The 20,476-nt window shown below is 43.0% G+C and carries 36 protein-coding genes; all 36 read right to left on the reverse strand.

Going from position 1 to position 20,476, the window contains the following annotated elements; genetic code table 11:
* Positions 1 to 89 precede the first annotated feature (89 nt).
* The gene (locus HPC67_RS13810) at positions 90 to 680 is read right to left on the reverse strand and encodes a hypothetical protein (protein ID WP_217588899.1); all 591 of its coding nucleotides are present in this window, start codon (positions 678 to 680) and stop codon (positions 90 to 92) included.
* 89 nt (positions 681 to 769) lie between these two features.
* On the reverse strand, positions 770 to 1,510 hold the full coding sequence (gene truA / locus HPC67_RS13815; protein ID WP_217588908.1) for a tRNA pseudouridine(38-40) synthase TruA: 741 nt from the start codon (positions 1,508 to 1,510) through the stop codon (positions 770 to 772).
* Positions 1,511 to 1,529: 19 nt separating this feature from the next.
* Entirely contained in the window at positions 1,530 to 2,333 is an 804-nt protein-coding gene (locus tag HPC67_RS13820) for an energy-coupling factor transporter transmembrane component T family protein (protein WP_217588910.1), read from the reverse strand.
* Positions 2,326 to 3,198, reverse strand: a complete 873-nt coding sequence (locus HPC67_RS13825; protein WP_217588912.1) for an energy-coupling factor ABC transporter ATP-binding protein — start codon at positions 3,196 to 3,198, stop codon at positions 2,326 to 2,328. The genes HPC67_RS13820 and HPC67_RS13825 overlap by 8 nt, the downstream gene beginning before the upstream one ends.
* Positions 3,174 to 4,013, reverse strand: a complete 840-nt coding sequence (locus tag HPC67_RS13830; RefSeq protein WP_217588914.1) for an energy-coupling factor transporter ATPase — start codon at positions 4,011 to 4,013, stop codon at positions 3,174 to 3,176. Before HPC67_RS13830 ends, HPC67_RS13825 begins: the two co-directional genes overlap by 25 nt.
* A 136-nt stretch (positions 4,014 to 4,149) precedes the next feature.
* Positions 4,150 to 4,503 carry a 50S ribosomal protein L17 gene (gene rplQ / locus HPC67_RS13835; protein WP_217588916.1) on the reverse strand — a complete coding sequence of 118 codons (354 nt, stop codon included), beginning with the start codon at positions 4,501 to 4,503 and terminating at the stop codon, positions 4,150 to 4,152.
* A 43-nt stretch (positions 4,504 to 4,546) separates the two neighbouring features.
* Entirely contained in the window at positions 4,547 to 5,491 is a 945-nt protein-coding gene (locus HPC67_RS13840; protein ID WP_217588918.1) for a DNA-directed RNA polymerase subunit alpha, read from the reverse strand.
* A 220-nt stretch (positions 5,492 to 5,711) separates the two neighbouring features.
* Entirely contained in the window at positions 5,712 to 6,104 is a 393-nt protein-coding gene (rpsK, locus tag HPC67_RS13845; protein WP_217588920.1) for a 30S ribosomal protein S11, read from the reverse strand.
* Positions 6,105 to 6,127: 23 nt separating this feature from the next.
* The gene (rpsM, locus tag HPC67_RS13850) at positions 6,128 to 6,493 is read right to left on the reverse strand and encodes a 30S ribosomal protein S13 (protein ID WP_217588926.1); all 366 of its coding nucleotides are present in this window, start codon (positions 6,491 to 6,493) and stop codon (positions 6,128 to 6,130) included.
* 73 nt (positions 6,494 to 6,566) lie between these two features.
* Positions 6,567 to 6,680: a 50S ribosomal protein L36 gene (rpmJ, locus tag HPC67_RS13855; protein WP_010095733.1), complete on the reverse strand. Its 114-nt coding sequence runs from the start codon at positions 6,678 to 6,680 to the stop codon at positions 6,567 to 6,569.
* Positions 6,681 to 6,713: 33 nt separating this feature from the next.
* Entirely contained in the window at positions 6,714 to 6,932 is a 219-nt protein-coding gene (gene infA, locus HPC67_RS13860; protein WP_156645092.1) for a translation initiation factor IF-1, read from the reverse strand.
* The gene (locus tag HPC67_RS13865) at positions 6,910 to 7,245 is read right to left on the reverse strand and encodes a KOW motif-containing protein (protein ID WP_217588928.1); all 336 of its coding nucleotides are present in this window, start codon (positions 7,243 to 7,245) and stop codon (positions 6,910 to 6,912) included. Before HPC67_RS13865 ends, infA begins: the two co-directional genes overlap by 23 nt.
* A 159-nt stretch (positions 7,246 to 7,404) precedes the next feature.
* Entirely contained in the window at positions 7,405 to 8,043 is a 639-nt protein-coding gene (locus tag HPC67_RS13870; RefSeq protein ID WP_217588930.1) for an adenylate kinase, read from the reverse strand.
* A gap of 31 nt (positions 8,044 to 8,074) precedes the next feature.
* Positions 8,075 to 9,367: a preprotein translocase subunit SecY gene (gene secY, locus HPC67_RS13875; RefSeq protein WP_217588937.1), complete on the reverse strand. Its 1,293-nt coding sequence runs from the start codon at positions 9,365 to 9,367 to the stop codon at positions 8,075 to 8,077.
* A complete protein-coding gene (gene rplO, locus HPC67_RS13880; protein WP_217588939.1) occupies positions 9,367 to 9,807 on the reverse strand; it encodes a 50S ribosomal protein L15 in 441 nt (146 codons plus the stop codon). The genes secY and rplO overlap by 1 nt, the downstream gene beginning before the upstream one ends.
* 31 nt (positions 9,808 to 9,838) lie before the next feature.
* Entirely contained in the window at positions 9,839 to 10,021 is a 183-nt protein-coding gene (gene rpmD / locus HPC67_RS13885) for a 50S ribosomal protein L30 (RefSeq protein WP_217588941.1), read from the reverse strand.
* Between the two features lie 13 nt (positions 10,022 to 10,034).
* On the reverse strand, positions 10,035 to 10,538 hold the full coding sequence (gene rpsE / locus HPC67_RS13890; protein WP_217588954.1) for a 30S ribosomal protein S5: 504 nt from the start codon (positions 10,536 to 10,538) through the stop codon (positions 10,035 to 10,037).
* A 21-nt stretch (positions 10,539 to 10,559) separates the two neighbouring features.
* A complete protein-coding gene (gene rplR, locus HPC67_RS13895) occupies positions 10,560 to 10,922 on the reverse strand; it encodes a 50S ribosomal protein L18 (protein WP_217588956.1) in 363 nt (120 codons plus the stop codon).
* Between the two features lie 33 nt (positions 10,923 to 10,955).
* Positions 10,956 to 11,492 (reverse strand): 50S ribosomal protein L6, encoded by a 537-nt coding sequence (gene rplF, locus HPC67_RS13900; protein ID WP_217588958.1) that lies wholly within the window; start codon positions 11,490 to 11,492, stop codon positions 10,956 to 10,958.
* Between the two features lie 30 nt (positions 11,493 to 11,522).
* Positions 11,523 to 11,921: a 30S ribosomal protein S8 gene (gene rpsH, locus HPC67_RS13905; RefSeq protein WP_217588960.1), complete on the reverse strand. Its 399-nt coding sequence runs from the start codon at positions 11,919 to 11,921 to the stop codon at positions 11,523 to 11,525.
* Positions 11,922 to 11,950: 29 nt separating this feature from the next.
* Positions 11,951 to 12,136: a type Z 30S ribosomal protein S14 gene (locus HPC67_RS13910; RefSeq protein WP_092494501.1), complete on the reverse strand. Its 186-nt coding sequence runs from the start codon at positions 12,134 to 12,136 to the stop codon at positions 11,951 to 11,953.
* A gap of 25 nt (positions 12,137 to 12,161) precedes the next feature.
* A complete protein-coding gene (gene rplE, locus HPC67_RS13915) occupies positions 12,162 to 12,701 on the reverse strand; it encodes a 50S ribosomal protein L5 (protein WP_217588962.1) in 540 nt (179 codons plus the stop codon).
* A gap of 26 nt (positions 12,702 to 12,727) precedes the next feature.
* Complete coding sequence (gene rplX / locus HPC67_RS13920; RefSeq protein WP_217588964.1) at positions 12,728 to 13,039, reverse strand: 50S ribosomal protein L24; 312 nt, start codon at positions 13,037 to 13,039, stop codon at positions 12,728 to 12,730.
* 37 nt (positions 13,040 to 13,076) lie between these two features.
* Positions 13,077 to 13,445 (reverse strand): 50S ribosomal protein L14, encoded by a 369-nt coding sequence (gene rplN, locus HPC67_RS13925; RefSeq protein WP_217588966.1) that lies wholly within the window; start codon positions 13,443 to 13,445, stop codon positions 13,077 to 13,079.
* A 42-nt stretch (positions 13,446 to 13,487) separates the two neighbouring features.
* Positions 13,488 to 13,751, reverse strand: a complete 264-nt coding sequence (gene rpsQ / locus HPC67_RS13930; protein ID WP_217588967.1) for a 30S ribosomal protein S17 — start codon at positions 13,749 to 13,751, stop codon at positions 13,488 to 13,490.
* A gap of 23 nt (positions 13,752 to 13,774) precedes the next feature.
* The gene (rpmC, locus tag HPC67_RS13935; RefSeq protein WP_217588969.1) at positions 13,775 to 13,975 is read right to left on the reverse strand and encodes a 50S ribosomal protein L29; all 201 of its coding nucleotides are present in this window, start codon (positions 13,973 to 13,975) and stop codon (positions 13,775 to 13,777) included.
* Complete coding sequence (gene rplP, locus HPC67_RS13940) at positions 13,965 to 14,399, reverse strand: 50S ribosomal protein L16 (RefSeq protein WP_217588972.1); 435 nt, start codon at positions 14,397 to 14,399, stop codon at positions 13,965 to 13,967. The genes rpmC and rplP overlap by 11 nt, the downstream gene beginning before the upstream one ends.
* An 18-nt stretch (positions 14,400 to 14,417) precedes the next feature.
* Positions 14,418 to 15,059 carry a 30S ribosomal protein S3 gene (rpsC, locus tag HPC67_RS13945; RefSeq protein ID WP_217588974.1) on the reverse strand — a complete coding sequence of 214 codons (642 nt, stop codon included), beginning with the start codon at positions 15,057 to 15,059 and terminating at the stop codon, positions 14,418 to 14,420.
* 3 nt (positions 15,060 to 15,062) lie between these two features.
* Positions 15,063 to 15,404 (reverse strand): 50S ribosomal protein L22, encoded by a 342-nt coding sequence (gene rplV, locus HPC67_RS13950; RefSeq protein ID WP_217588979.1) that lies wholly within the window; start codon positions 15,402 to 15,404, stop codon positions 15,063 to 15,065.
* A gap of 19 nt (positions 15,405 to 15,423) precedes the next feature.
* The gene (rpsS, locus tag HPC67_RS13955) at positions 15,424 to 15,702 is read right to left on the reverse strand and encodes a 30S ribosomal protein S19 (protein WP_217588981.1); all 279 of its coding nucleotides are present in this window, start codon (positions 15,700 to 15,702) and stop codon (positions 15,424 to 15,426) included.
* Positions 15,703 to 15,759: 57 nt separating this feature from the next.
* Complete coding sequence (rplB, locus tag HPC67_RS13960) at positions 15,760 to 16,590, reverse strand: 50S ribosomal protein L2 (RefSeq protein ID WP_217588983.1); 831 nt, start codon at positions 16,588 to 16,590, stop codon at positions 15,760 to 15,762.
* Between the two features lie 29 nt (positions 16,591 to 16,619).
* Positions 16,620 to 16,907 (reverse strand): 50S ribosomal protein L23, encoded by a 288-nt coding sequence (gene rplW / locus HPC67_RS13965; RefSeq protein ID WP_217588985.1) that lies wholly within the window; start codon positions 16,905 to 16,907, stop codon positions 16,620 to 16,622.
* The gene (rplD, locus tag HPC67_RS13970; RefSeq protein WP_217588986.1) at positions 16,907 to 17,530 is read right to left on the reverse strand and encodes a 50S ribosomal protein L4; all 624 of its coding nucleotides are present in this window, start codon (positions 17,528 to 17,530) and stop codon (positions 16,907 to 16,909) included. The genes rplW and rplD overlap by 1 nt, the downstream gene beginning before the upstream one ends.
* 26 nt (positions 17,531 to 17,556) lie before the next feature.
* Positions 17,557 to 18,189, reverse strand: coding sequence for a 50S ribosomal protein L3 (rplC, locus tag HPC67_RS13975; RefSeq protein ID WP_217588988.1), 633 nt, complete (start codon positions 18,187 to 18,189; stop codon positions 17,557 to 17,559).
* Between the two features lie 33 nt (positions 18,190 to 18,222).
* Positions 18,223 to 18,531, reverse strand: coding sequence for a 30S ribosomal protein S10 (rpsJ, locus tag HPC67_RS13980; protein ID WP_156645055.1), 309 nt, complete (start codon positions 18,529 to 18,531; stop codon positions 18,223 to 18,225).
* A gap of 735 nt (positions 18,532 to 19,266) precedes the next feature.
* The gene (gene tuf, locus HPC67_RS13985) at positions 19,267 to 20,457 is read right to left on the reverse strand and encodes an elongation factor Tu (protein ID WP_217588990.1); all 1,191 of its coding nucleotides are present in this window, start codon (positions 20,455 to 20,457) and stop codon (positions 19,267 to 19,269) included.
* Between the last annotated feature and the right edge of the window lie 19 nt (positions 20,458 to 20,476).

Genomic DNA, 20,476 nt, shown 5'->3' on the forward strand with positions numbered 1-20,476 from the left:
GGAAATAAAATACCATAGATCATAATATACCAAATCAGCGGTAAATGTCAAGTGATTTTAGCTTTATAACTTATTTTTCAAGAGATTTGTTACTCTGTTTTTTTAATCCTTTGTATCTCAACACCATTGTCCTGCAATGTGCGTTGAATTGCGCCGCGATGTGAGGAAATATCTCTGTTGTAATCAAAGGTCAAGACAGAGCCATCTCCATAGACGAGCTCAAGGGAATCGACACGCATTGTCCCTTTGTCATTATACATGTAATAGACAGCTTCATCGACTGTGTCCCACGTATATTCTGTTTCATCTAATGAGAAAAATTCGTTCTTATAAATCCCTTGATCATTAAAGTAAACATATTGATGAATGACTAAATAACCACCAATCCAAAACGGTAATAACGCTACAATGATTGCGGCTGTTTTTTGGAGCTTTTTACCACCGATGTGAAATTGCACATAAGCCATCACACCTGCAATAAGCGCAGCATATAGAAACAAACCACCTGTGATAAAATAACTGGACACAGGCGCCATAAAAAACCAGAACGGAATGGAATGAAATACCGTGTCCTGGATGAGTGGCAGTACGATAAACGGCATGAATAAACTAGACAGTGCCAGAATAATGGTGACTGCGATAAAATGTGGGACATATTCTGTTGGATCTTTCTTGTACATGACAATCCCCCTTGTAAGCGCTCTATTCTTGCTATACTCATACGATTGTAACACAAATATGTTTCATTTATGTGATTATTTATTATTTATCAATAATCAACACGCCATAAGTATAGACCTTGCGCCGGTGCCGTAGCGCCAGCCAAACGTCGGTCTCTTTTCTCGAGCAATTTAGGGATGTCATCAGGATCGAGCTTACCTGTTCCAACATCGCGTAATGCACCGACCATAATTCGAACCATGTTATATAAAAAACCGTCACCGTAGAACACACATGTAATATCGGAACCATTCTGCTCACAACTCACCTTATAAAGCGTACGCACCTTACTTCCCCTCGTCGTTGCTTTGGCTGATGAAAACGTTGTAAAGTCATGCGTCCCTTCTAAATGACGGCAAGCAGCCTGCATACGCTCGATATTAATGTCCCATGGGTAATGATAGACGTAGTTGCGTTTAAAAACGTCAGGCTCTTGCTCACAATGAATCACATAACGGTATTCCTTTGAAATAGCATCATATCGGGCATGAAAAGCATCAGATACACGCTCAACCTGGTGGACGTAAATATCTTCTGGGAGCATCGTATTCATGGCCTTCTTCCACTTCACCTCAGCCATCTCTAATGGTGACGTGAAGTGGATCACCTGTCCTTTAGCATGGACACCCGTATCAGTACGTCCTGATGCCGACACACGAATATGTTGTTGTTTATGAATTTTGTACAGAACGTCTTCTAGCTCTCCATGAACAGTCCGTTGACCAGGCTGGATCTGAAAGCCGTTGAAATTGGTTCCATCATAGCTGATTGTGCATTTAACCTTCACCATCGTTCAAATAAACCTCCTGTTAAGAATAATGGCGTGTTGCAAATAATCCAGCGAGAACAACAGCAAACAAGAAGAGCGCCACCCAATCTCGGCCTGATATACGAAGGATTCTTAGTTTCGTCCGCCCTTCGCCACCTTGATAGCCTCTTGCTTCCATGGCCATTGCTAAATCCTCGGCACGCTTAAATGCGCTGACGAACAACGGGACGAGTAACGGAACGATCGCTTTCGCTCTTTCCTTGATCGGCCCTGTACGAAAGTCAACACCTCTTGAAGCCTGGGCTTTAGAAATCTTATCCATTTCCTGCATCAATGTCGGGATAAACCGAAGTGAGATTGACATCATTAATGCCAGCTCATGCACAGGAAATTTCACTTTTTTAAGCGGATTAAGCAACGTCTCAATGGCATCTGTAATTTCTATCGGTGTTGTCGTCAATGTTAACAATGACGTCACAAGGATCAGTAAAAAGAACCGCAACGAAATCGCAAAACCTTGAATAAGCCCGCCGCTATAAATTTTTAATACAACTAAATCAACGAGGACAGCGCCCTCTCTCGTAATGATAATGTGCAGCAAGAACGTGAATCCGATTAAAAACCAAATCGGTGTCAATCCCTTTAAAATAAAACGGAAAGGGATTCTACTCAGCACGATACTACCGAACGCGAAGAACGCAAGAATGCTATAGCTTGGCACTGAGTTGGCAAAGAAAACAATGAACACAAAGAAAAATATCATGATTATTTTCGTGCGTGGATCTAAGCGGTGGACGATTGACTGACCAGGTACATACTGGCCAATAATTAAAGAATTACTCATCGTTGCCCACCTCTTTTATATGTTCTTTGATCGCTTGTGCAATATCTGTAATTGACTGGCGATTGTATGGGATGCTGTGACCAAACTTTTGTTCATACTTCCATAAAAATTGAATCACTTCGGGAACATCGAGCTGCACTTGCTGCAATGTATCCTCATCCGAAAAGATCGTCTCTGGTTTACCTTCTAAGTACTTTTTACCTTGATTGAGAATGATAATATGGTCGGCATATTTAACAGCATCTTCCATATTATGAGTGACGAGAACCGTCGTCATCTTCTCTTTTTTATGCAAACTGTAAAACATGTCCATCACGTCTCGTTGACCACGTGGATCAAGTCCAGCGGTAGGCTCGTCAAGGACGAGGACTTCAGGTTTAATGGCAAGTACACCTGCAATGGCTACTCTCCGCATTTGACCGCCACTGAGCTCAAAAGGCGAGCGCTCCAGCATGTCATGATGTATACCAACAGTCGGCAAAATATCATCAATACGCTGCTTGATGACGTCATCAGACACGCCAAAGTTTTTCGGGCCAAAGGCGATATCCTTAGCAATCGTCTCCTCAAACAACTGATGCTCAGGATATTGAAACACCACACCGACACGACTACGTAATGCTTTCATATCCTTTGGCTTGTCCGTGCGCGACATAACAAAATCGCCAATCGTCACCGTGCCAGTCGTCGGGCGTAATAAGCCATTAAGGTGTTGAATCAAAGTCGATTTACCAGAGCCTGTGTGCCCAATCACCGCGACATAAGTACCTGACGGAATCGAAAATGACACATCATCAAGAGCTTGATGAGCAAAAGGTGAATTCGGTTGATATGTATAGCTTACGTTTTTGAATGAAATGTCCATAGCGCTTCAAGTAGCTCCTCATGATTTAGCGGCTCCTCGGTAATAGATACGTCCGCTCGTCTTAATGCTTCTGTCAGCTTACCAACAAAAGGGATATCGAGTCCAATTTTATGAAATGCATCCTTACGTGTAAATATATCTCTCGGCGTGCCTTCAGCCCAAATCTCGCCTTGATTCATCACGATCACCCACTCTGCCATCATAACTTCTTCAAGGTCATGTGTAATAGACACGAGGGACATAACGTCCTGTTCATGTAGATGAGAAACGGTTTTCATGATGCTTTGACGCCCTTTCGGATCAAGCATTGCTGTTGCCTCATCTAGGATAAGGAGCTTCGGCGATATCGCCAAAACACTTGCAATGGCGACACGTTGTTTTTGTCCGCCAGAAAGCCGATGTGGTTCGCTGAGACGTTTGTGCTGCATGCCGACAGCTGTAAGTGTATCCTCGATGCGTTTCATCATTTCCTCACGAGCAATGCCGCGATTTTCCATACCAAAAGCAACATCGTCCTGAACAGTTGTGCCGACAAACTGATTATCAGGGTTTTGAAAAACCATTCCAACGTCTTTTCGTATGTCCCAAATCGTTTGCGCGTTCACTTCTTTTCCATCTATTAGGATCTGGCCCTTCTGGGGAAACAGGAGGCCGTTCATCAGCTTAGCGATTGTTGATTTTCCTGAACCGTTATGGCCGATAATAGCTACAGATTGATTTTCATATATTGTAAACGAGCAATCATTTAGAATCCAGGGGCCGTCATCGTCATACCTGAATGATACATTTCTAAACTCGACTAACTTCTGTCTCATACAATTCACTCCCTTTTGCCACAGCTCGATGCTCCTATTATGTAAAGTGCTGTTTTAGCACAAAATAAAATACAAAAAAAGGGCGTGGATTCACCTCGAGAAGAGATTCAGTCCTGCCCTTATCATGTGCGATTCGTTAAACCAATTCAATGACTGCCATTTTGGCACCATCACCACGGCGTGGTCCCAGTTTAAGAACGCGTGTGTATCCACCTTGTCTATCTTCATAACGTGCAGCAATATCATTGAAAAGTTTCTGAATGACATCATCGTCTTCATTCGCTTCCTTGTTGTATAAAAATGCTGCAGCTTGGCGACGTGCATGAAGATCTCCGCGCTTACCAAGCGTAATCATTTTTTCTACAGCTGTTTTCAATTCCTTTGCTTTTGCTTCTGTTGTTTCAAGCCGTTCATGAATGATTAAATCAGAAGCAAGATTACGTAGAAGTGCCATACGTGCATCGGTCGTACGACCTAATTTTCTGGCCATGGACAATCCCTCCCTTTCCTGTATGTCTAGATGTCCGTATCAATCAGTCGTCGTTACGTAAGCCCAAACCAAGATCTTCGAGTTTATGTTTCACTTCGTCGAGTGATTTGCGACCTAGGTTACGTACTTTCATCATGTCCTCTTCTGACTTATTAGTCAGTTCCTGGACAGTGTTAATGCCAGCACGCTTTAAGCAGTTATATGATCTGACTGATAAATCTAGCTCTTCAATAGTCATTTCCATAACTTTTTCTTTCTGGTCTTCTTCCTTTTCGACCATGATTTCCACGTTTTTAACTTCATCTGTAAGCCCGACAAAGATGTTTAGATGTTCGGTGAGCACTTTAGAACCAAGAGAAACAGCTTCCTCGGGACGAATGCTTCCGTCAGTCCATACGTCTAAGGTGAGCTTGTCATAGTTCGTAATTTGCCCAACACGAGTATTCTCCACATGGTAGGCCACGCGAGAAATCGGTGTGAAAATGGAATCAACCGGAATGACGCCAATTGCTTGATCATCTCGTTTGTTCGCTTCGGCAGGACGATATCCTCTACCACGCTCTGCAGTAATTTTCATATATAAACTGCCGCTAGAGTTTAATGTTGCAATATGAAGCTCAGGATTCAATACTTCTACATCACTATCATACATAAGGTCTGCAGCTGTAACTTTACCTTCTCCTTGCACATCTAACTCAAGTGTTTTTTCTTCATCCGAATAGATTTTAAGAGCAAGCTTTTTCAAGTTTAAAATAATGGTTGTGACATCTTCCACAACCCCTTCAACCGTTGAAAATTCATGCATCGCTCCGTCAATCTGAACAGAAGTAACAGCAGCACCTGGAAGTGAGGATAATAGTATGCGACGCAAGGAGTTTCCAAGAGTAGCACCATATCCACGTTCAAGCGGTTCAACAACGAACTTCCCAAAGGTTGCATCATCGTTGATCTCTACTGTTTCGATCTTTGGCTTTTCAATTTCGATCATTCCACAAAACCCTCCTTCAAAACGTCGAAACCCCGGTTAGACGAGCTGTCTAACCGAAATTCCCAAAATAGGCAGACTTCTTATCTACACTATTATCCATCATTGGCATTCTGGTCGTATCCGTCTGTTTATAAACATAAACATGCGTTATATTGATAAACAGACACTTTTAGTTATCATAACCCATTATAGACAGGGTGACAAATTCTAAACGGTCAGATTATACACGACGACGTTTTGGTGGACGGCAACCGTTATGGGGAACAGGTGTTACGTCACGGATAGCAGTAACCTCAAGACCAGCAGCCTGTAGTGAACGAATTGCTGCTTCACGACCTGCGCCAGGACCTTTAACCGTGACTTCTAGTGTCTTCATACCAACATCTAATGCAGATTTAGCAACAGTTTCAGCGGCCATTTGTGCTGCGAAAGGTGTGGATTTACGTGATCCTTTAAAGCCGAGTGCGCCAGCTGAGCTCCAGCCAACAACATTTCCTTGAGTATCAGTAACCGTAACAATTGTATTGTTGAAAGTTGAACGGATATGTGCAATACCCGAGTCAATCTGCTTTTTCACACGACGTTTACGTGTAGTTGTTTTCTTGCGTACCATAGACTAACATGCCTCCTTTTTCGTTATTTTTTCTTGCCAGCAATCGCGTGACGTGGGCCTTTACGTGTACGGGCGTTGTTCTTTGTTTTCTGTCCCCGAACAGGTAGACCGCGGCGATGGCGCATGCCTCTGTATGAACCGATCTCGATCAAACGTTTAACATTTAAGGAAACTTCACGACGAAGGTCACCTTCAATTGTATACGTATTAACTTCTTGACGAATCTTTCCGAGTTCGTCTTCTGTTAAATCACGTACACGTGTGTCTTCAGAAACGCCTGCTTTTTTCAAGATGTCCTGTGCAGCTGTTTTTCCAATACCATAGATATAGGTTAAGGAAATCACAATACGTTTATCACGTGGAATATCTATACCTGCAATACGTGCCATAAGTTATCGCACCTCCTGAATGATAGTGGCTACTGAACTGTCGTTTCTCGAACGTGGCCGAGACACGTTCTCGTTAGCCCTGTTTTTGCTTGTGCTTTGGATTTTCACAAATCACCATAACTTTGCCTTTTCGCTTGATGACTTTACATTTTTCACAAATAGGCTTTACGGATGCTCTTACTTTCATTGTCTTGACCTCCTTTAGGATCGGAGCTTGTGTCTATTTATAACGGTAAGTGATCCGTCCTCTTGTTAAATCATAAGGGGAAAGCTCTACCGTTACTTTGTCACCCGGTAAAATACGAATGAAATGCATCCGGATTTTGCCGGAAACATGTGCCAGTACCGTGTGGCCATTTTCAAGCTCCACGTTGAACTGTGCGTTTGGTAAGGTTTCAGTCACGGTACCTTCCACTTCAATTACATCGTCTTTTGCCATTGAGTCGATCTCCCTTCTTTAAATCAGTCACAACCATGCTTGCGAATTTGGTTATAGCAAATCGCAATTTGCCATTTGTGACACGACCAGTTTCCAGAAGGCTGTTTTGGACTTCAGGTGATATATAATCTACCACCTCTACATGGTGCAGATTTTTCTTCTTTGGTCGATCATATTTACGCTTCTCACCATCGGCCAATAATACGAATTGTTCATCGATTATGGCGATGACGACAGCGTATTGGCCAGCCTCACGACCTCGTTTTATTCGGACAATCTGCCCTATCTCCGGAACCGAATCGGCTTCCTCCACAACGATCACCTTCACTTAGGCTGATTTTTTAAAATCGGTATACCAAGCATTATTCATTAAACCGTTGCAACCTTGCTTATTAAGCGCACATCTATAAACCCATACGCTCGTCATAGACGGCTTTTCACCTCGTTTATACGAATGCGACCGTCAGACGTTTTATAAGTGTTTTTTAATATCGGAAAACACTTGATCAATTGCTCGATCTCCATTAATTGTTACAAGATCACCCTTAGCCTTGTAAAAATCCAATAATGGCTGTGTTTGTTCAACATTAACAGATAAACGGTTTGCAACTGTTTCAGGCTTATCATCATCGCGTTGTACTAATTCAGTTCCATCAGAATCACAGATGCCTTCTTTAACCGGCGGATTATAAAGAACATGGTATGCTCTGCCGCAAGTCGGGCAAACGCGACGACCACTCAGACGTTCAACGAGCTTTTCTTCTGGAACACTTATGTGGATGACGTGGTCAATTTGATTGTCCATTTCGTCCAATAATACATTTAACGCTTCTGCTTGAGCAATTGTCCGTGGAAATCCATCGAGCAAAAACCCATTTTGACAGTCGTCTTTTTTGAGACGATCTTTGACAATCCCTATCGTCACTTCATCTGGAACAAGTGCACCTTGGTCCATGAATGATTTAGCCTTTTTACCTAGTTCAGTTCCTTCTTTAATTGCCAGACGGAACATATCTCCGGTCGAAATATGAGGGATGCCATATGTTTCACTAATTTGTTCTGCTTGGGTTCCTTTACCTGCGCCAGGTAAACCCATTAAAATCAAGTTCAAGTTTTTCCCCTCGCTCTCATTGGCGGCAACCTTACTTGATAAATCCTTTGTAGTGCCTTTTTACGAGCTGACTTTCTAATTGCTTCATTGTTTGTAGAGCAACCCCTACAACAATCAATAGACTTGTGCCACCGACTTGTACTGCACTTGGTAAATCAGCAAGTTTACCTAGAACAATTGGCAGTACTGAAACAGCTGCCAAGAAAATTGAGCCTACAAATGTCAGTCTATACATGACACGGGTCAAATAAGTTTCCGTGTTTTTTCCTGGACGAATTCCAGGTATATATCCACCTTGCTTTTGCAGGTTTTCTGCCATTTGTTCAGGGTTGACCTGGACAAATGTATAGAAGTATGTGAATGCAATAATGAGCACAACATATACAACCATACCTGCTGGCTCTGTATAATCAAATACCCGCTCTATCCAAGCAGCAAAACTGTTGCCTTCAAAAAATCCAGCAATGGTTCTTGGTGCCATGATAAACGCAACCGCAAAGATAACAGGAATAACACCTGCTGCATTCACCTTGAGTGGTAGATGAGTTGAGTGTCCTCCAACTGGTGAACGATTGACAAGTTTCTTAGCGTACTGAATTGGTATTTTACGCAATGCCTGCTGAATGTAAATTACACCAACTGTCACTGCAATAATGACAAGTACAATGAGCAAAACAGTGATGATATTGATAAACAATTCATCACCCGCATCTACAAAGTACTCGGCAACCAACTGCTGTGCACCATTTGGAATGGCTGCAACAATTCCGGCAAAGATGAGGATGGATATACCATTTCCAACACCATGTGCTGTGATTTGTTCACCAAGCCACATAAGAAATGTCGTTCCACTAGCGAGTACAACTGCAATAATTAAGAATGTGAGGAAGCTAGGATTTTGGATTAGCTGACCATTAGCCATCGCATTAAAGCCAATAGACATGGCAATACCTTGTACGAGCGCAAGGCCTACTGTACTGTAACGTGTGACTTGAGCCAGTTTTTTCCGTCCCATTTCTCCTTGTTTCTTCCACTCAGCAAACTTGGGTACAACATCCATCTGCAAAAGCTGCATAATAATGGATGCTGTAATATATGGCATAATACCCATTGCAAAAATAGAGAAGTTTTGCAGCGCTCCGCCCCCAAAAGTGTTTAGAAAACCAAACACATTTTGCTGGTTCATGAAGTCAATTGCTGCTTTATCAGTATATGGCACAGGTATAAATGTACCAAGACGGAAAACGATCAACATTAAAAGAGTAAAGACTATCTTTTTTCTTATGTCGCCTACACGCATCATGTTGGATAACGTTCGGAACATTAGATCACCTCTGTTTTTCCGCCCGCTGCTTCAATCGCCTGTTTTGCCGAAGCAGAGAACTTGTGAGCTTTTACTGTAACTTTTTTCTCGACAGTACCATTACCTAGTACTTTAATTCCAGATTTAAGCTTGCTCACGACACCTTCTTCAAGCAATAACTCAGGTGTAATTTCTGTGCCGTCTTCAAATCGGTTAAGTGCATCCAGATTGACAATTGCAAATTCTTTACGATGGATGTTCGTAAATCCACGCTTAGGGAGACGCTGGAACAATGGTAATTGTCCACCTTCAAATCCCGGACGTGTGCCACCGCCTGAGCGTGCTTTCTGACCTTTATGTCCTCTACCGGAAGTTTTACCATTTCCTGATGACATACCACGTCCTACACGATTGCGGGTTTTGCGTGAGCCTTCTGCTGCCTTTAATTCATGAAGTTTCATGCTAGCACCTCCTCTTTTGGCTTGATTATAATTAAACTTCTTTGACCGTTACTAAGTGGGATACTTTGTTGATCATGCCGCGCACGGAGTCAGTATCTTCACGGACAACCGACTGGCGGATCTTTTTAAGACCTAATGCCTCGACGGTTTTACGTTGTCCGTCTTTTGAACCGATAACACTGCGCGTGAGGGTGATTTCCAATTTTTTAGTCATTGTGTTTCCCTCCTTAACCCAAAAGTTCTTCTACAGACTTTCCACGCAGTTTTGCAACTTCTTCTGCACGCTTCAAGTTTGTTAAACCATTTAGTGTTGCACGAATCATGTTGATTGGTGTGTTTGATCCGAGTGACTTCGTTAAAATATCACCGACTCCGGCAAGCTCTAGGACTGCACGTACTGGACCACCCGAAATTACTCCTGTACCTTCTGCAGCCGGCTTCATCAATACGTTACCGGAACCAAATCTTCCATGAATTTCATGTGGAATGGTCGTGCCAACGATTGGTACTTCAATTAAGTTTTTCTTAGCATCGTCAACTGCTTTTTTAATTGCTTCAGGGACTTCCTGAGCCTTACCGGTACCAAAACCGACATGGCCATTTTTATCGCCTACAACAACAAGTGCAGCAAAACGGAAACGACGTCCGCCTTTTACAACTTTCGCAACACGGTTAATTGTAACGACACGTTCTTCCAGATCCATCTTGTTAGGATCGATTTTGTTATTCATGCAAGTACCCTCCTTTAACTGTTAAAATTCAAGACCTGCTTCACGAGCAGCTTCTGCCAATGCTTGGATACGGCCATGGTAAAGGTAACCTCCGCGATCAAAAACGACTGATTTATAACCTTTTTCCTGGGCACGTTCTGCAACGGCTTTACCAACCTGTTTGGCGGCTTCTACATTACTGCCTTGCTCAATTGCAAGTTCTTTATCGACAGTAGATGCACTGACTAGCGTGATGCCTTTATCGTCATCGATCAGCTGTGCATATACATGTTTGTTTGAACGAAACACGTTTAGGCGTGGACGTTGTGCAGTTCCGACGATCGTGCGACGAACGCGTGCATGCCTTCTTTGGCGTGTTTCATTTTTACTTGGCTTTGTAATCATGCGCACTTACTCCTTTCTGAATCGCTAACGACCTTATTTAGCAGTTTTACCTTCTTTTTGGCGTACATATTCGCCTACATAACGAATACCTTTACCTTTATATGGTTCAGGTGGTCTGATTGCTCTAATGTTAGCAGCTACAGCACCAACACGTTCTTTATCGATACCTTTAACAATGATTTGAGTGTTTTTAGGTACGTCGATTTCAATACCTTCTTCAGCATCTATTTCAACCGGGTGTGAATAACCGGCATTAACAACGAGTTTATTGCCTTGCTTTTGGGCACGGTATCCAACACCGTTAATTTCTAGACCTTTTTCAAAGCCTTTGTGGACACCTTCAACCATATTAGCAATTAAACTGCGGGTTGTACCGTGCAATGAACGATGCTCTTTTCCTTCAGTTGGACGGACGACCGTTAGCACATTGCCTTCGATTTCAATCTTCATGTCTTTATGGATATCTCTTGATAATTCGCCTTTAGGACCTTTTACAGTCACATGAGTGCCATTTACCTTTACTTCTACACCTTCAGGAATCTCAATAGGTTTCAATCCGATACGGCTCATTCAATACACCTCCTCTTAAAAAATCGAGCATTACCAAACGTAAGCTAGAACTTCGCCACCGACAGCTTGTGAACGTGCTTCTTTATCAGAAAGCACACCTTTTGATGTGGATACGATTGCGATACCGAGTCCATTAAGTACGCGTGGTACTTCATCGGCTTTTGCGTAAACACGTAGCCCAGGCTTACTAATACGCTTCAGACCTGTAATAACGCGCTCTTCATTCGCTCCATATTTAAGGAAAATGCGCAATACGCCTTGTTTGTCGTCCTCTACGTATTCGTAGTCACGTACAAAACCTTCGCGCTTGAGTATGTCAGCAATTTCTTTCTTGATTGACGAAGCCGGAAGCTCCAGTTTTTCATGGCGCACCATGTTGGCATTGCGTATGCGAGTCAACATATCTGCAATTGGATCAGTCATAACCATTACTCATTACCTCCTTCCCAAATCGGGGTTTACCAGCTTGCTTTTTTAACGCCGGGAATTTGACCTTTATAGGCTAATTCACGGAAACAAATACGGCATAGTTTAAACTTACGAATAACGGAATGTGGACGTCCGCAACGTTCACAACGTGTATATTCACGTACTTTATACTTTTGTGGTCTTTTTTGTTTCGCGATCATCGACTTTTTAGCCACTATTTTCCCTCCTTCTTGTGCGGGATTATTTTTGGAAAGGCATACCTAGTTGAGCCAGCAATTCACGCGCTTCTTCGTCAGTCTTGGCTGTTGTGACAATTACAATGTCCATGCCTCTTACTTTGCTTACTTTATCATAATCGACTTCAGGGAAAATAAGCTGTTCTTTAACGCCCAGCGTATAGTTTCCGCGACCATCGAAAGCTTTTTTAGAAATTCCACGGAAGTCACGTACACGTGGAAGTGACACTGCGATTAGCTTTTGCAAGAAATCGTACATACGCTCACCACGAAGTGTAACTTTAGCACCGATTGGCATACCTTCACGAAGACGGAAACCTGCAATCGACTTTTTCGCACGTGTGATGACTGGCTTTTGACCAGAGATTAATGAGAGTTCTTCAACTGCACTATCAAGTGCTTTTGAATTTTGAACAGCGTCACCGACACCCATGTTGATGACGATTTTCTCAACTCCTGGTACTTCCATGACAGAGCTGTAATTAAATTTATTCATAAGGGATGGTGAGATCTCATCCCGATATTGTTGTTTAAGTTGATTCATCGTGTGGCCCTCCTTTCAACTATGGTCTATTTATCCAATACCGCGCCTGATTTTTTGGAAATACGGACTTTTTTACCGTCACGTTCTTCATACCCAACACGAGTTGGTTCACCGGATTTTGGATCAATTGGCATAACGTTGGACACATGAATCGGTGCCTCTTGATTGAGGATACCGCCTTGTGGGTTTTCTTGAGAAGGTTTGGCGTGCTTCTTAACCATATTGATGCCTTCTACGAGAACACGATCCTTCTTAGGAAACGCTTGGAGAATCGTGCCTTGTTTGCCACGGTCTTTTCCAGAAATTACTTTAACTTTATCACCTTTTTTAACATGCATGCTTGACGCACCTCCCTATAGGGGTTTTCTGTACGGTCTACAAAACTTCCGGAGCTAGAGAAACGATTTTCATGAATTGTGCATCCCGCAATTCGCGCGCAACTGGCCCAAAAATACGTGTGCCTCTTGGGCTTTTGTCGTCACGAATGATGACAGCAGCATTTTCATCAAATCGAATATATGATCCATCCTTACGGCGTACACCGGATTTTGAACGAACGATGACCGCTTTTACAACTTCACCCTTCTTGACAACGCCTCCTGGTGTAGCTTGTTTGACAGAACATACAATAACGTCGCCAATATTGGCAGTTTTGCGACCAGATCCACCCAGTACTTTAATGGTTAACACTTCACGTGCACCTGAGTTATCTGCAACTTTTAAACGTGTCTCTTGTTGAATCATATCACTGTGACCTCCCTTCGGATACCTTCCGAGCGAACTTGGTTAAATAATGACCGCTTCTTCCACGATCTCGACCAGACGAAAGCGTTTTGTGGCTGAAAGTGGACGAGTCTCAGCGATACGAACCACGTCACCTGTTTTTGCCTGGTTGTTTTCATCATGTGCTTTGAACTTCTTCGAGTATTTTACACGTTTACCATATAAGGTATGAAACTTATACGTTTCGACCAAAACAGTGATTGTTTTATCCATTTTGTCGGATACAACACGGCCAGTGTATACTTTACGATTATTACGTTCAGTCATAGTGAGGGAACCTCCTCTCATAATCAGTTGTTAACGCTTAGTTCACGTTGACGTACGACAGTTTTCATGCGAGCAATTGCTTTTTTCACTTCACGGATACGTGCAGTGTTTTCCAATTGTCCAGTTGCCAGTTGAAAGCGAAGATTAAACAGTTCCTCTTTCAATGACCTTACTTTTTGTTCAATTTCGGCAGTGGTCAGTTCTCTGATTTCATTAGCCTTCATTGGATTCACCACCAATTTCTTCACGTTTTACAAACTTAGTTCTGATCGGTAGCTTATGGGAAGCAAGACGCAATGCTTCGCGTGCAACTTCTTCCGATACGCCAGCAATTTCAAACATGATCTTTCCTGGTTTTACAACGGCTACCCAGCCTTCTGGTGCACCTTTACCGGAACCCATACGAACCTCTAGGGGTTTTGCTGTATAAGGCTTATCCGGGAAAATTTTGATCCATACTTTACCGCCACGCTTCATGTAACGGGTCATAGCAATACGTGCTGCTTCAATTTGACGACTTGTAATCCATGTTGATTCAAGTGCTTGCAGGCCGTATTCACCAAATGCAACTGTTGTTCCACCTTTAGCCATACCTTTCATGCGGCCACGGTGCTGTCTGCGATATTTGACACGTTTAGGCATTAACATAATGCATATCCCCCTTCCTTAATTTTTTGGTTTTTCCGGAAGGACTTCTCCACGATAAATCCACACTTTGACACCTAACTTACCATAAGTTGTATCTGCTTCTGCATGACCGTAATCAATGTCGGCACGCAATGTGTGTAGTGGTACAGTTCCTTCACTGTAGTGTTCGGCACGGGCAATGTCAGCTCCACCAAGACGTCCTGAAACTTGTGTCTTGATTCCTTTTGCTCCGGCACGCATTGTACGCTGGATAGTCTGCTTTTGAGCACGACGGAAGGAAATACGGTTTTCCAATTGACGTGCGATATTTTCAGCAACGAGCTTCGCGTTTAAGTCTACTTTTTTGATTTCAACGATGTTAATGTGTACACGCTTGCCTGTAAGGCTATTTAGTGCTTTACGGAGTGATTCAACCTCAGAACCACCTTTACCAATAACCATACCTGGCTTGCCTGTATGAATTGTAATGTTGATCCGGTTGGCTGCACGTTCAATTTCAATAGAGGAGACCGAAGCAGTCTGTAACCGGTTTTCAAGGTATTCTCTGATCTTAATATCTTCATGCAACAGGTCTGCATATGACTTGTCTGCATACCATTTAGATTCCCAGTCTTTAATGACACCGATACGCAGACCAGTAGGATTAATTTTTTGACCCACTAACTATCCCTCCTTCTTTTCTGATACAACCACCGTAATGTGGCTTGTGCGTTTATTAATTCTGCTTGCCCGACCTTGGGCGCGAGGGCGGAAACGTTTGAGTGTTACGCCTTCATTGACATATGCTTCAGATACAAACAAGTTGTCTGTGTCCATTTCGTAGTTGTGTTCAGCATTCGCAATAGCAGAGTTTAGTACTTTTTCAATGACGGGAGAAACGCCACGCTGTGTATGACGCAGGATAGCGATTGCTTCTCCAACATCTTTTCCTCGAATCAGATCAACGACTAGACGTGCTTTACGAGGAGCAATACGAACAGTTTTCGCAACGGCTTTAGCTTGCATGTTTTAATGCCTCCTCTCTTTAGCGTTTAGTTTTCTTGTCATCGCCAGCGTGCCCTTTAAACGTACGTGTAGGGGCAAACTCACCCAACTTATGACCGACCATATCTTCTGTAATATAGACAGGCACATGCTTGCGTCCATCATATACAGCGATCGTGTGGCCTATGAATGTTGGGAAAATCGTCGAACGGCGAGACCATGTTTTGATTACTTTTTTATTATCAGACTCATTGAGCTCATCTACTTTTTTCAAGAGATGATCATCAGCGAAAGGTCCTTTTTTCAAACTACGACCCATAGGAAAAGCCTCCTTCCAGAGTTGAGCGATGCTTGGGGGCATCTTCTCGTTATCCCATTATTTTTTGCGTTTACGTACAATATACTTATCACTTGCTTTGTTACGTTTACGTGTTTTGTAACCAAGGGTTGGTTTGCCCCATGGTGATACTGGTGACGGTCTACCAATAGGTGCGCGTCCTTCACCACCACCGTGTGGGTGATCGTTAGGGTTCATAACAGATCCGCGAACTGTTGGGCGCTTGCCAAGCCAGCGGGAACGTCCTGCTTTACCAACACGGATAAGCTCATGCTCAATGTTACCAACTTGACCGACTGTTGCACGGCATGTTGTTAAGATTAAACGAACTTCTCCAGATGCAAGGCGTACAAGTGTGTATTTACCTTCACGACCTAGTAGCTGTGCTTCTGCACCAGCAGAGCGTGCAAGCTGTCCGCCGCGTCCTGGTTTCAATTCAACGTTGTGAATGATTGTACCGACCGGAATGTTGCCGAGTGGCAATGCGTTACCGACTTTGATATCAGCATTTTCACCTGACTCGATTTCCTGACCGACTTTAAGTCCTTTTGGTGCTAGGATGTAACGTTTTTCACCATCTGCGTAATGGATCAAAGCGATGTTCGCTGTACGGTTTGGATCATATTCGACCGTAGCAACGCGTCCTGGTATGCCGTCTTTGTCACGCTTGAAGTCGATAATACGGTATTGACGCTTGTGACCGCCACCTTGATGACGAACAGTCAGCTTACCTTGGTTATTACGTCCGCCGCGTTTTGACAAAGGACTAAGCAATGATTTTTCTGGTGTGTCTGTTGTGATTTCAGCGAAATCTGAAACAGACATATTACGTCTACCATTTGAGGTAGGTTTGAACTTCTTAATAGCCATCGTGTTTTCCCTCCTTGCTTATTCTGATTTTAGCCTTCGAAAAAGTCGAGGTCTTTTGAGTCCTCTGAAAGCTGCACGATCGCTTTTTTACGATCTGAACGGTAGCCGCCATAACGACCCATCCGCTTGAATTTACCTTTTAGGTTCAATGTATTGACCTTAACCACTTTAACATTGAAAACCTGCTCTACAGCAAGTTTAATCTCTGTTTTATTTGCTTTAGGATCAACTTCGAACGTGTATTTTTTGTCTGCCATCAAATCAGCAGAGTGTTCTGTAATGACTGGGCGCTTTATAATATCGCGTGGATCTTTCATTATCCAAGCACCTCCCCTGCTTTTTCAGCTGCTTCCTTGGTTAGAATCAGCTTGTCATGCATCAGCAAGTCAAGAACATTCATTTGATCAACGCTAACAACTTTCACATGTTGAAGGTTGCTTGCAGAGCGTGCGACAAATTCTTCTTCCACAGCAGTAACGATGAGTGTTTTAGCTTCAACGTTCAATGCGTTTAACATGCTAACCATGTCTTTTGTCTTCGGTGCTTCAAATAGAATGCTATCGAGTACAACAAGATTGTCTTCTTTTACTTTTGATGACAATGCTGATTTTAATGCGAGTCGACGTACTTTCTTTGGTAACTTGTAGCTGTAGCTACGTGGAGTTGGTCCGAATACAACGCCACCGCCAACCCATTGTGGTGAACGAATGGAACCTTGACGCGCACGTCCGGTACCTTTTTGACGCCATGGTTTGCGTCCGCCGCCGCTTACTGCTGAACGGTTTTTGACAGCGTGTGTGCCTTGGCGCATTGATGCGCGTTGCATCACAACAGCTTCATGAAGTACGTGAGTGTTCGGCTCAATGCCGAAAACAGATTCATTTAATTCTAGTTCGCCGGCTTGAGAACCGTCTTGTTTGAACAATGCTACTTTAGGCATGACATATCCTCCCTTCGTGTCAATTATTATTTATCGCCTTTAATTGAACTTGTTATTTTGACATATGATTTTTTAGCGCCAGGTACGTTACCTTTAATAAGAAGTAGGTTGCGTTCTGTGTCGACTTTCACGATTTCAAGGTTTTGAATCGTAATTTGGTCGCCACCCATTTGACCTGGTAAAGGGCGTCCTTTAAATACGCGCATTGGATCAACAGCACCAAGTGAACCTGGGCTTCTATGATAATGAGACCCGTGTGACATTGGGCCACGTGCTTGATTATGACGTTTGATTGAGCCTTGGAAACCTTTCCCTTTGGATGTTCCTGTTACATCAACTTTTTCGCCAACCTCAAATACATCTACGCTGACTTCTTGACCGACTTCATATGCGTCAAGATCCGCATGACGGATTTCACGAACGCAGCGCTTAGGGGTCGTGTTTGCTTTTTCAGCATGACCTTTTTCTGCTTTGTTCATCTGTACTGGCTTTTTGTCAGCAAAACCGAGTTGCAAAGCTTCATAGCCGTCGTTTTCAAGTGTCCGCTTCTGTAGAACTACGTTTGCTTCAGCTTGCACAACTGTTACTGGAACTAATTCTCCGTCTTCGGAAAAAAGCTGTGTCATGCCAATTTTTCTACCTAAGATTCCTTTCGTCATCCGTTACACCTCCTATGAATAAACCATGATTGATTATAATTTGATTTCGATGTCAACACCTGATGGCAAGTCTAGTCGCATAAGCGAATCTACCGTCTTCGGTGTTGGGTTAACAATATCGATTAAGCGCTTATGTGTGCGCATTTCGAATTGCTCGCGTGAATCCTTGTACTTGTGCACCGCACGTAAAACAGTGTATACAGACTTTTCCGTAGGCAATGGAATCGGTCCAGACACGCTCGCTCCAGAACGTTTTGCTGTTTCTACGATTTTCTCTGCAGACTGATCAAGGATACGGTGGTCGTACGCTTTAAGACGAATTCTGATCTTCTCTTTTGCCATTACTTTCCCTCCTTTACGCCCATTTTATAATAGACTTACTCCGTGAAAATTTCTTGGTCGCCCGCCATGGCAAAGGGGCCGGGTGTTCCAACAACCTTTCACATCATCGCATCTCGTTAGCGTCCGCGCCGGATGTCGGCTGACTACACCCGTTCCAAACGGACTTTTATGACCAACATTCATATTATATAGAATAAACGTGGTCAATGCAACCTTTTTTGAAGAAAATCCTTCTGATCGCACATTTTTATATTATACGGGTTATACCCTTCATTTGCAAGTGTACCAAGGCTTTTTTATAAAAAAATAGCTCTCTAATGTTAAATTGACATGATTTACGTTCTTTCATGTTATGAGCCTTTTCTTAATCTGCATCTAGCAGACACAAATACATCATTGCACATCATAATCAGGACAGCGAGAAAGGTGTGCGCTTCGTCGAAAAGCGTGATCAAGGCTAAGATATATATGACGGAATGTATCACTTAGAACGCATATATTCTATTCAAGCCGCATAAAGATCACTTCAATCTTATAAAATCTAAAACTCACCTATATCTAGAAAAAGCGCCGCATATATTCAAAATTAGCCGCATACCAAGGTGAGCAGCCGCATAAATCGTATAATAGAAGTATAGCCTTAAATGTCTTAGATAACTGCTAACAGTAGGAAGAAAAAAACAGGCAACCTGTGCACAGGCTGCCTGTTTAGCTTTTATAAAATTTGATCAGTTATTACTTCTGGATTGAAGAAACAACGCCTGATCCAACTGTACGTCCACCTTCACGGATAGAGAAGCGTGTACCGTCTTCGATAGCGATTGGTGAAATGAGCTCAACGTCCATTTCAATGTTATCGCCAGGCATTACCATTTCAACGCCTTCTGGCAATTGGATAACACCAGTTACGTCCGTTGTACGGAAGTAGAACTGTGGGCGATAGTTAGCGAAGAATGGCGTATGACGTCCACCTTCTTCTTTTGAAAGAACATAAACTTCAGCTTTGAAGTTTGTGTGTGGTGTGATTGAACCTGGCTTAGCCAATACTTGTCCACGGTTGATGTCTTCACGGTTTACACCACGAAGCAACGCACCAATGTTGTCGCCTGCTTCTGCATAGTCAAGAAGCTTACGGAACATTTCAACACCTGTAACAGTTGTTTTTCCTGGTTCTTCAGAAAGACCGATGATTTCAACTTCGTCACCGACTTTAACTTGACCACGTTCAACACGGCCAGTTGCAACTGTACCACGACCAGTGATTGAGAATACGTCCTCAACTGGCATCATGAATGGCTTGTCTGTGTCACGTTCTGGAGTTGGAATGTAAGCATCTACTTCATTCATCAATTCAACGATTCTTTCTTCGTATTCTGCGTCACCTTCAAGTGCTTTAAGAGCAGAACCTTTGATAACAGGTACATCGTCACCAGGGAAGTCGTATTCAGTTAATAGATCACGTACTTCCATTTCAACGAGTTCAAGTAGTTCTTCATCGTCTACCATATCTGTTTTGTTAAGGAATACTACGATTGAAGGTACACCAACGTTACGTGAAAGTAGGATGTGTTCACGTGTTTGTGGCATTGGGCCATCTGCTGAAGATACAACAAGGATAGCTCCGTCCATCTGAGCAGCACCAGTGATCATGTTTTTAACATAGTCAGCGTGGCCTGGGCAGTCAACGTGTGCATAGTGACGTGTTTCTGTTTCATACTCAACGTGTGAAGTTGCGATTGTAATACCGCGTTCTTTTTCTTCTGGAGCACCGTCAATCTGGTCATATGCCATAGCGGAACCAGAACCGTTTCTTTTGTGCATAACTGTTGTAATAGCAGCAGTTAAAGTTGTTTTACCGTGGTCAACGTGTCCAATTGTACCAATGTTCACGTGGGATTTCGAGCGATCAAATTTTTCTTTAGCCATTTAGAGTTCCTCCTTTAGA

This window comes from Lentibacillus saliphilus, from assembly GCF_019093865.1.
Classification (GTDB): domain Bacteria; phylum Bacillota; class Bacilli; order Bacillales; family Amphibacillaceae; genus Lentibacillus_B; species Lentibacillus_B saliphilus.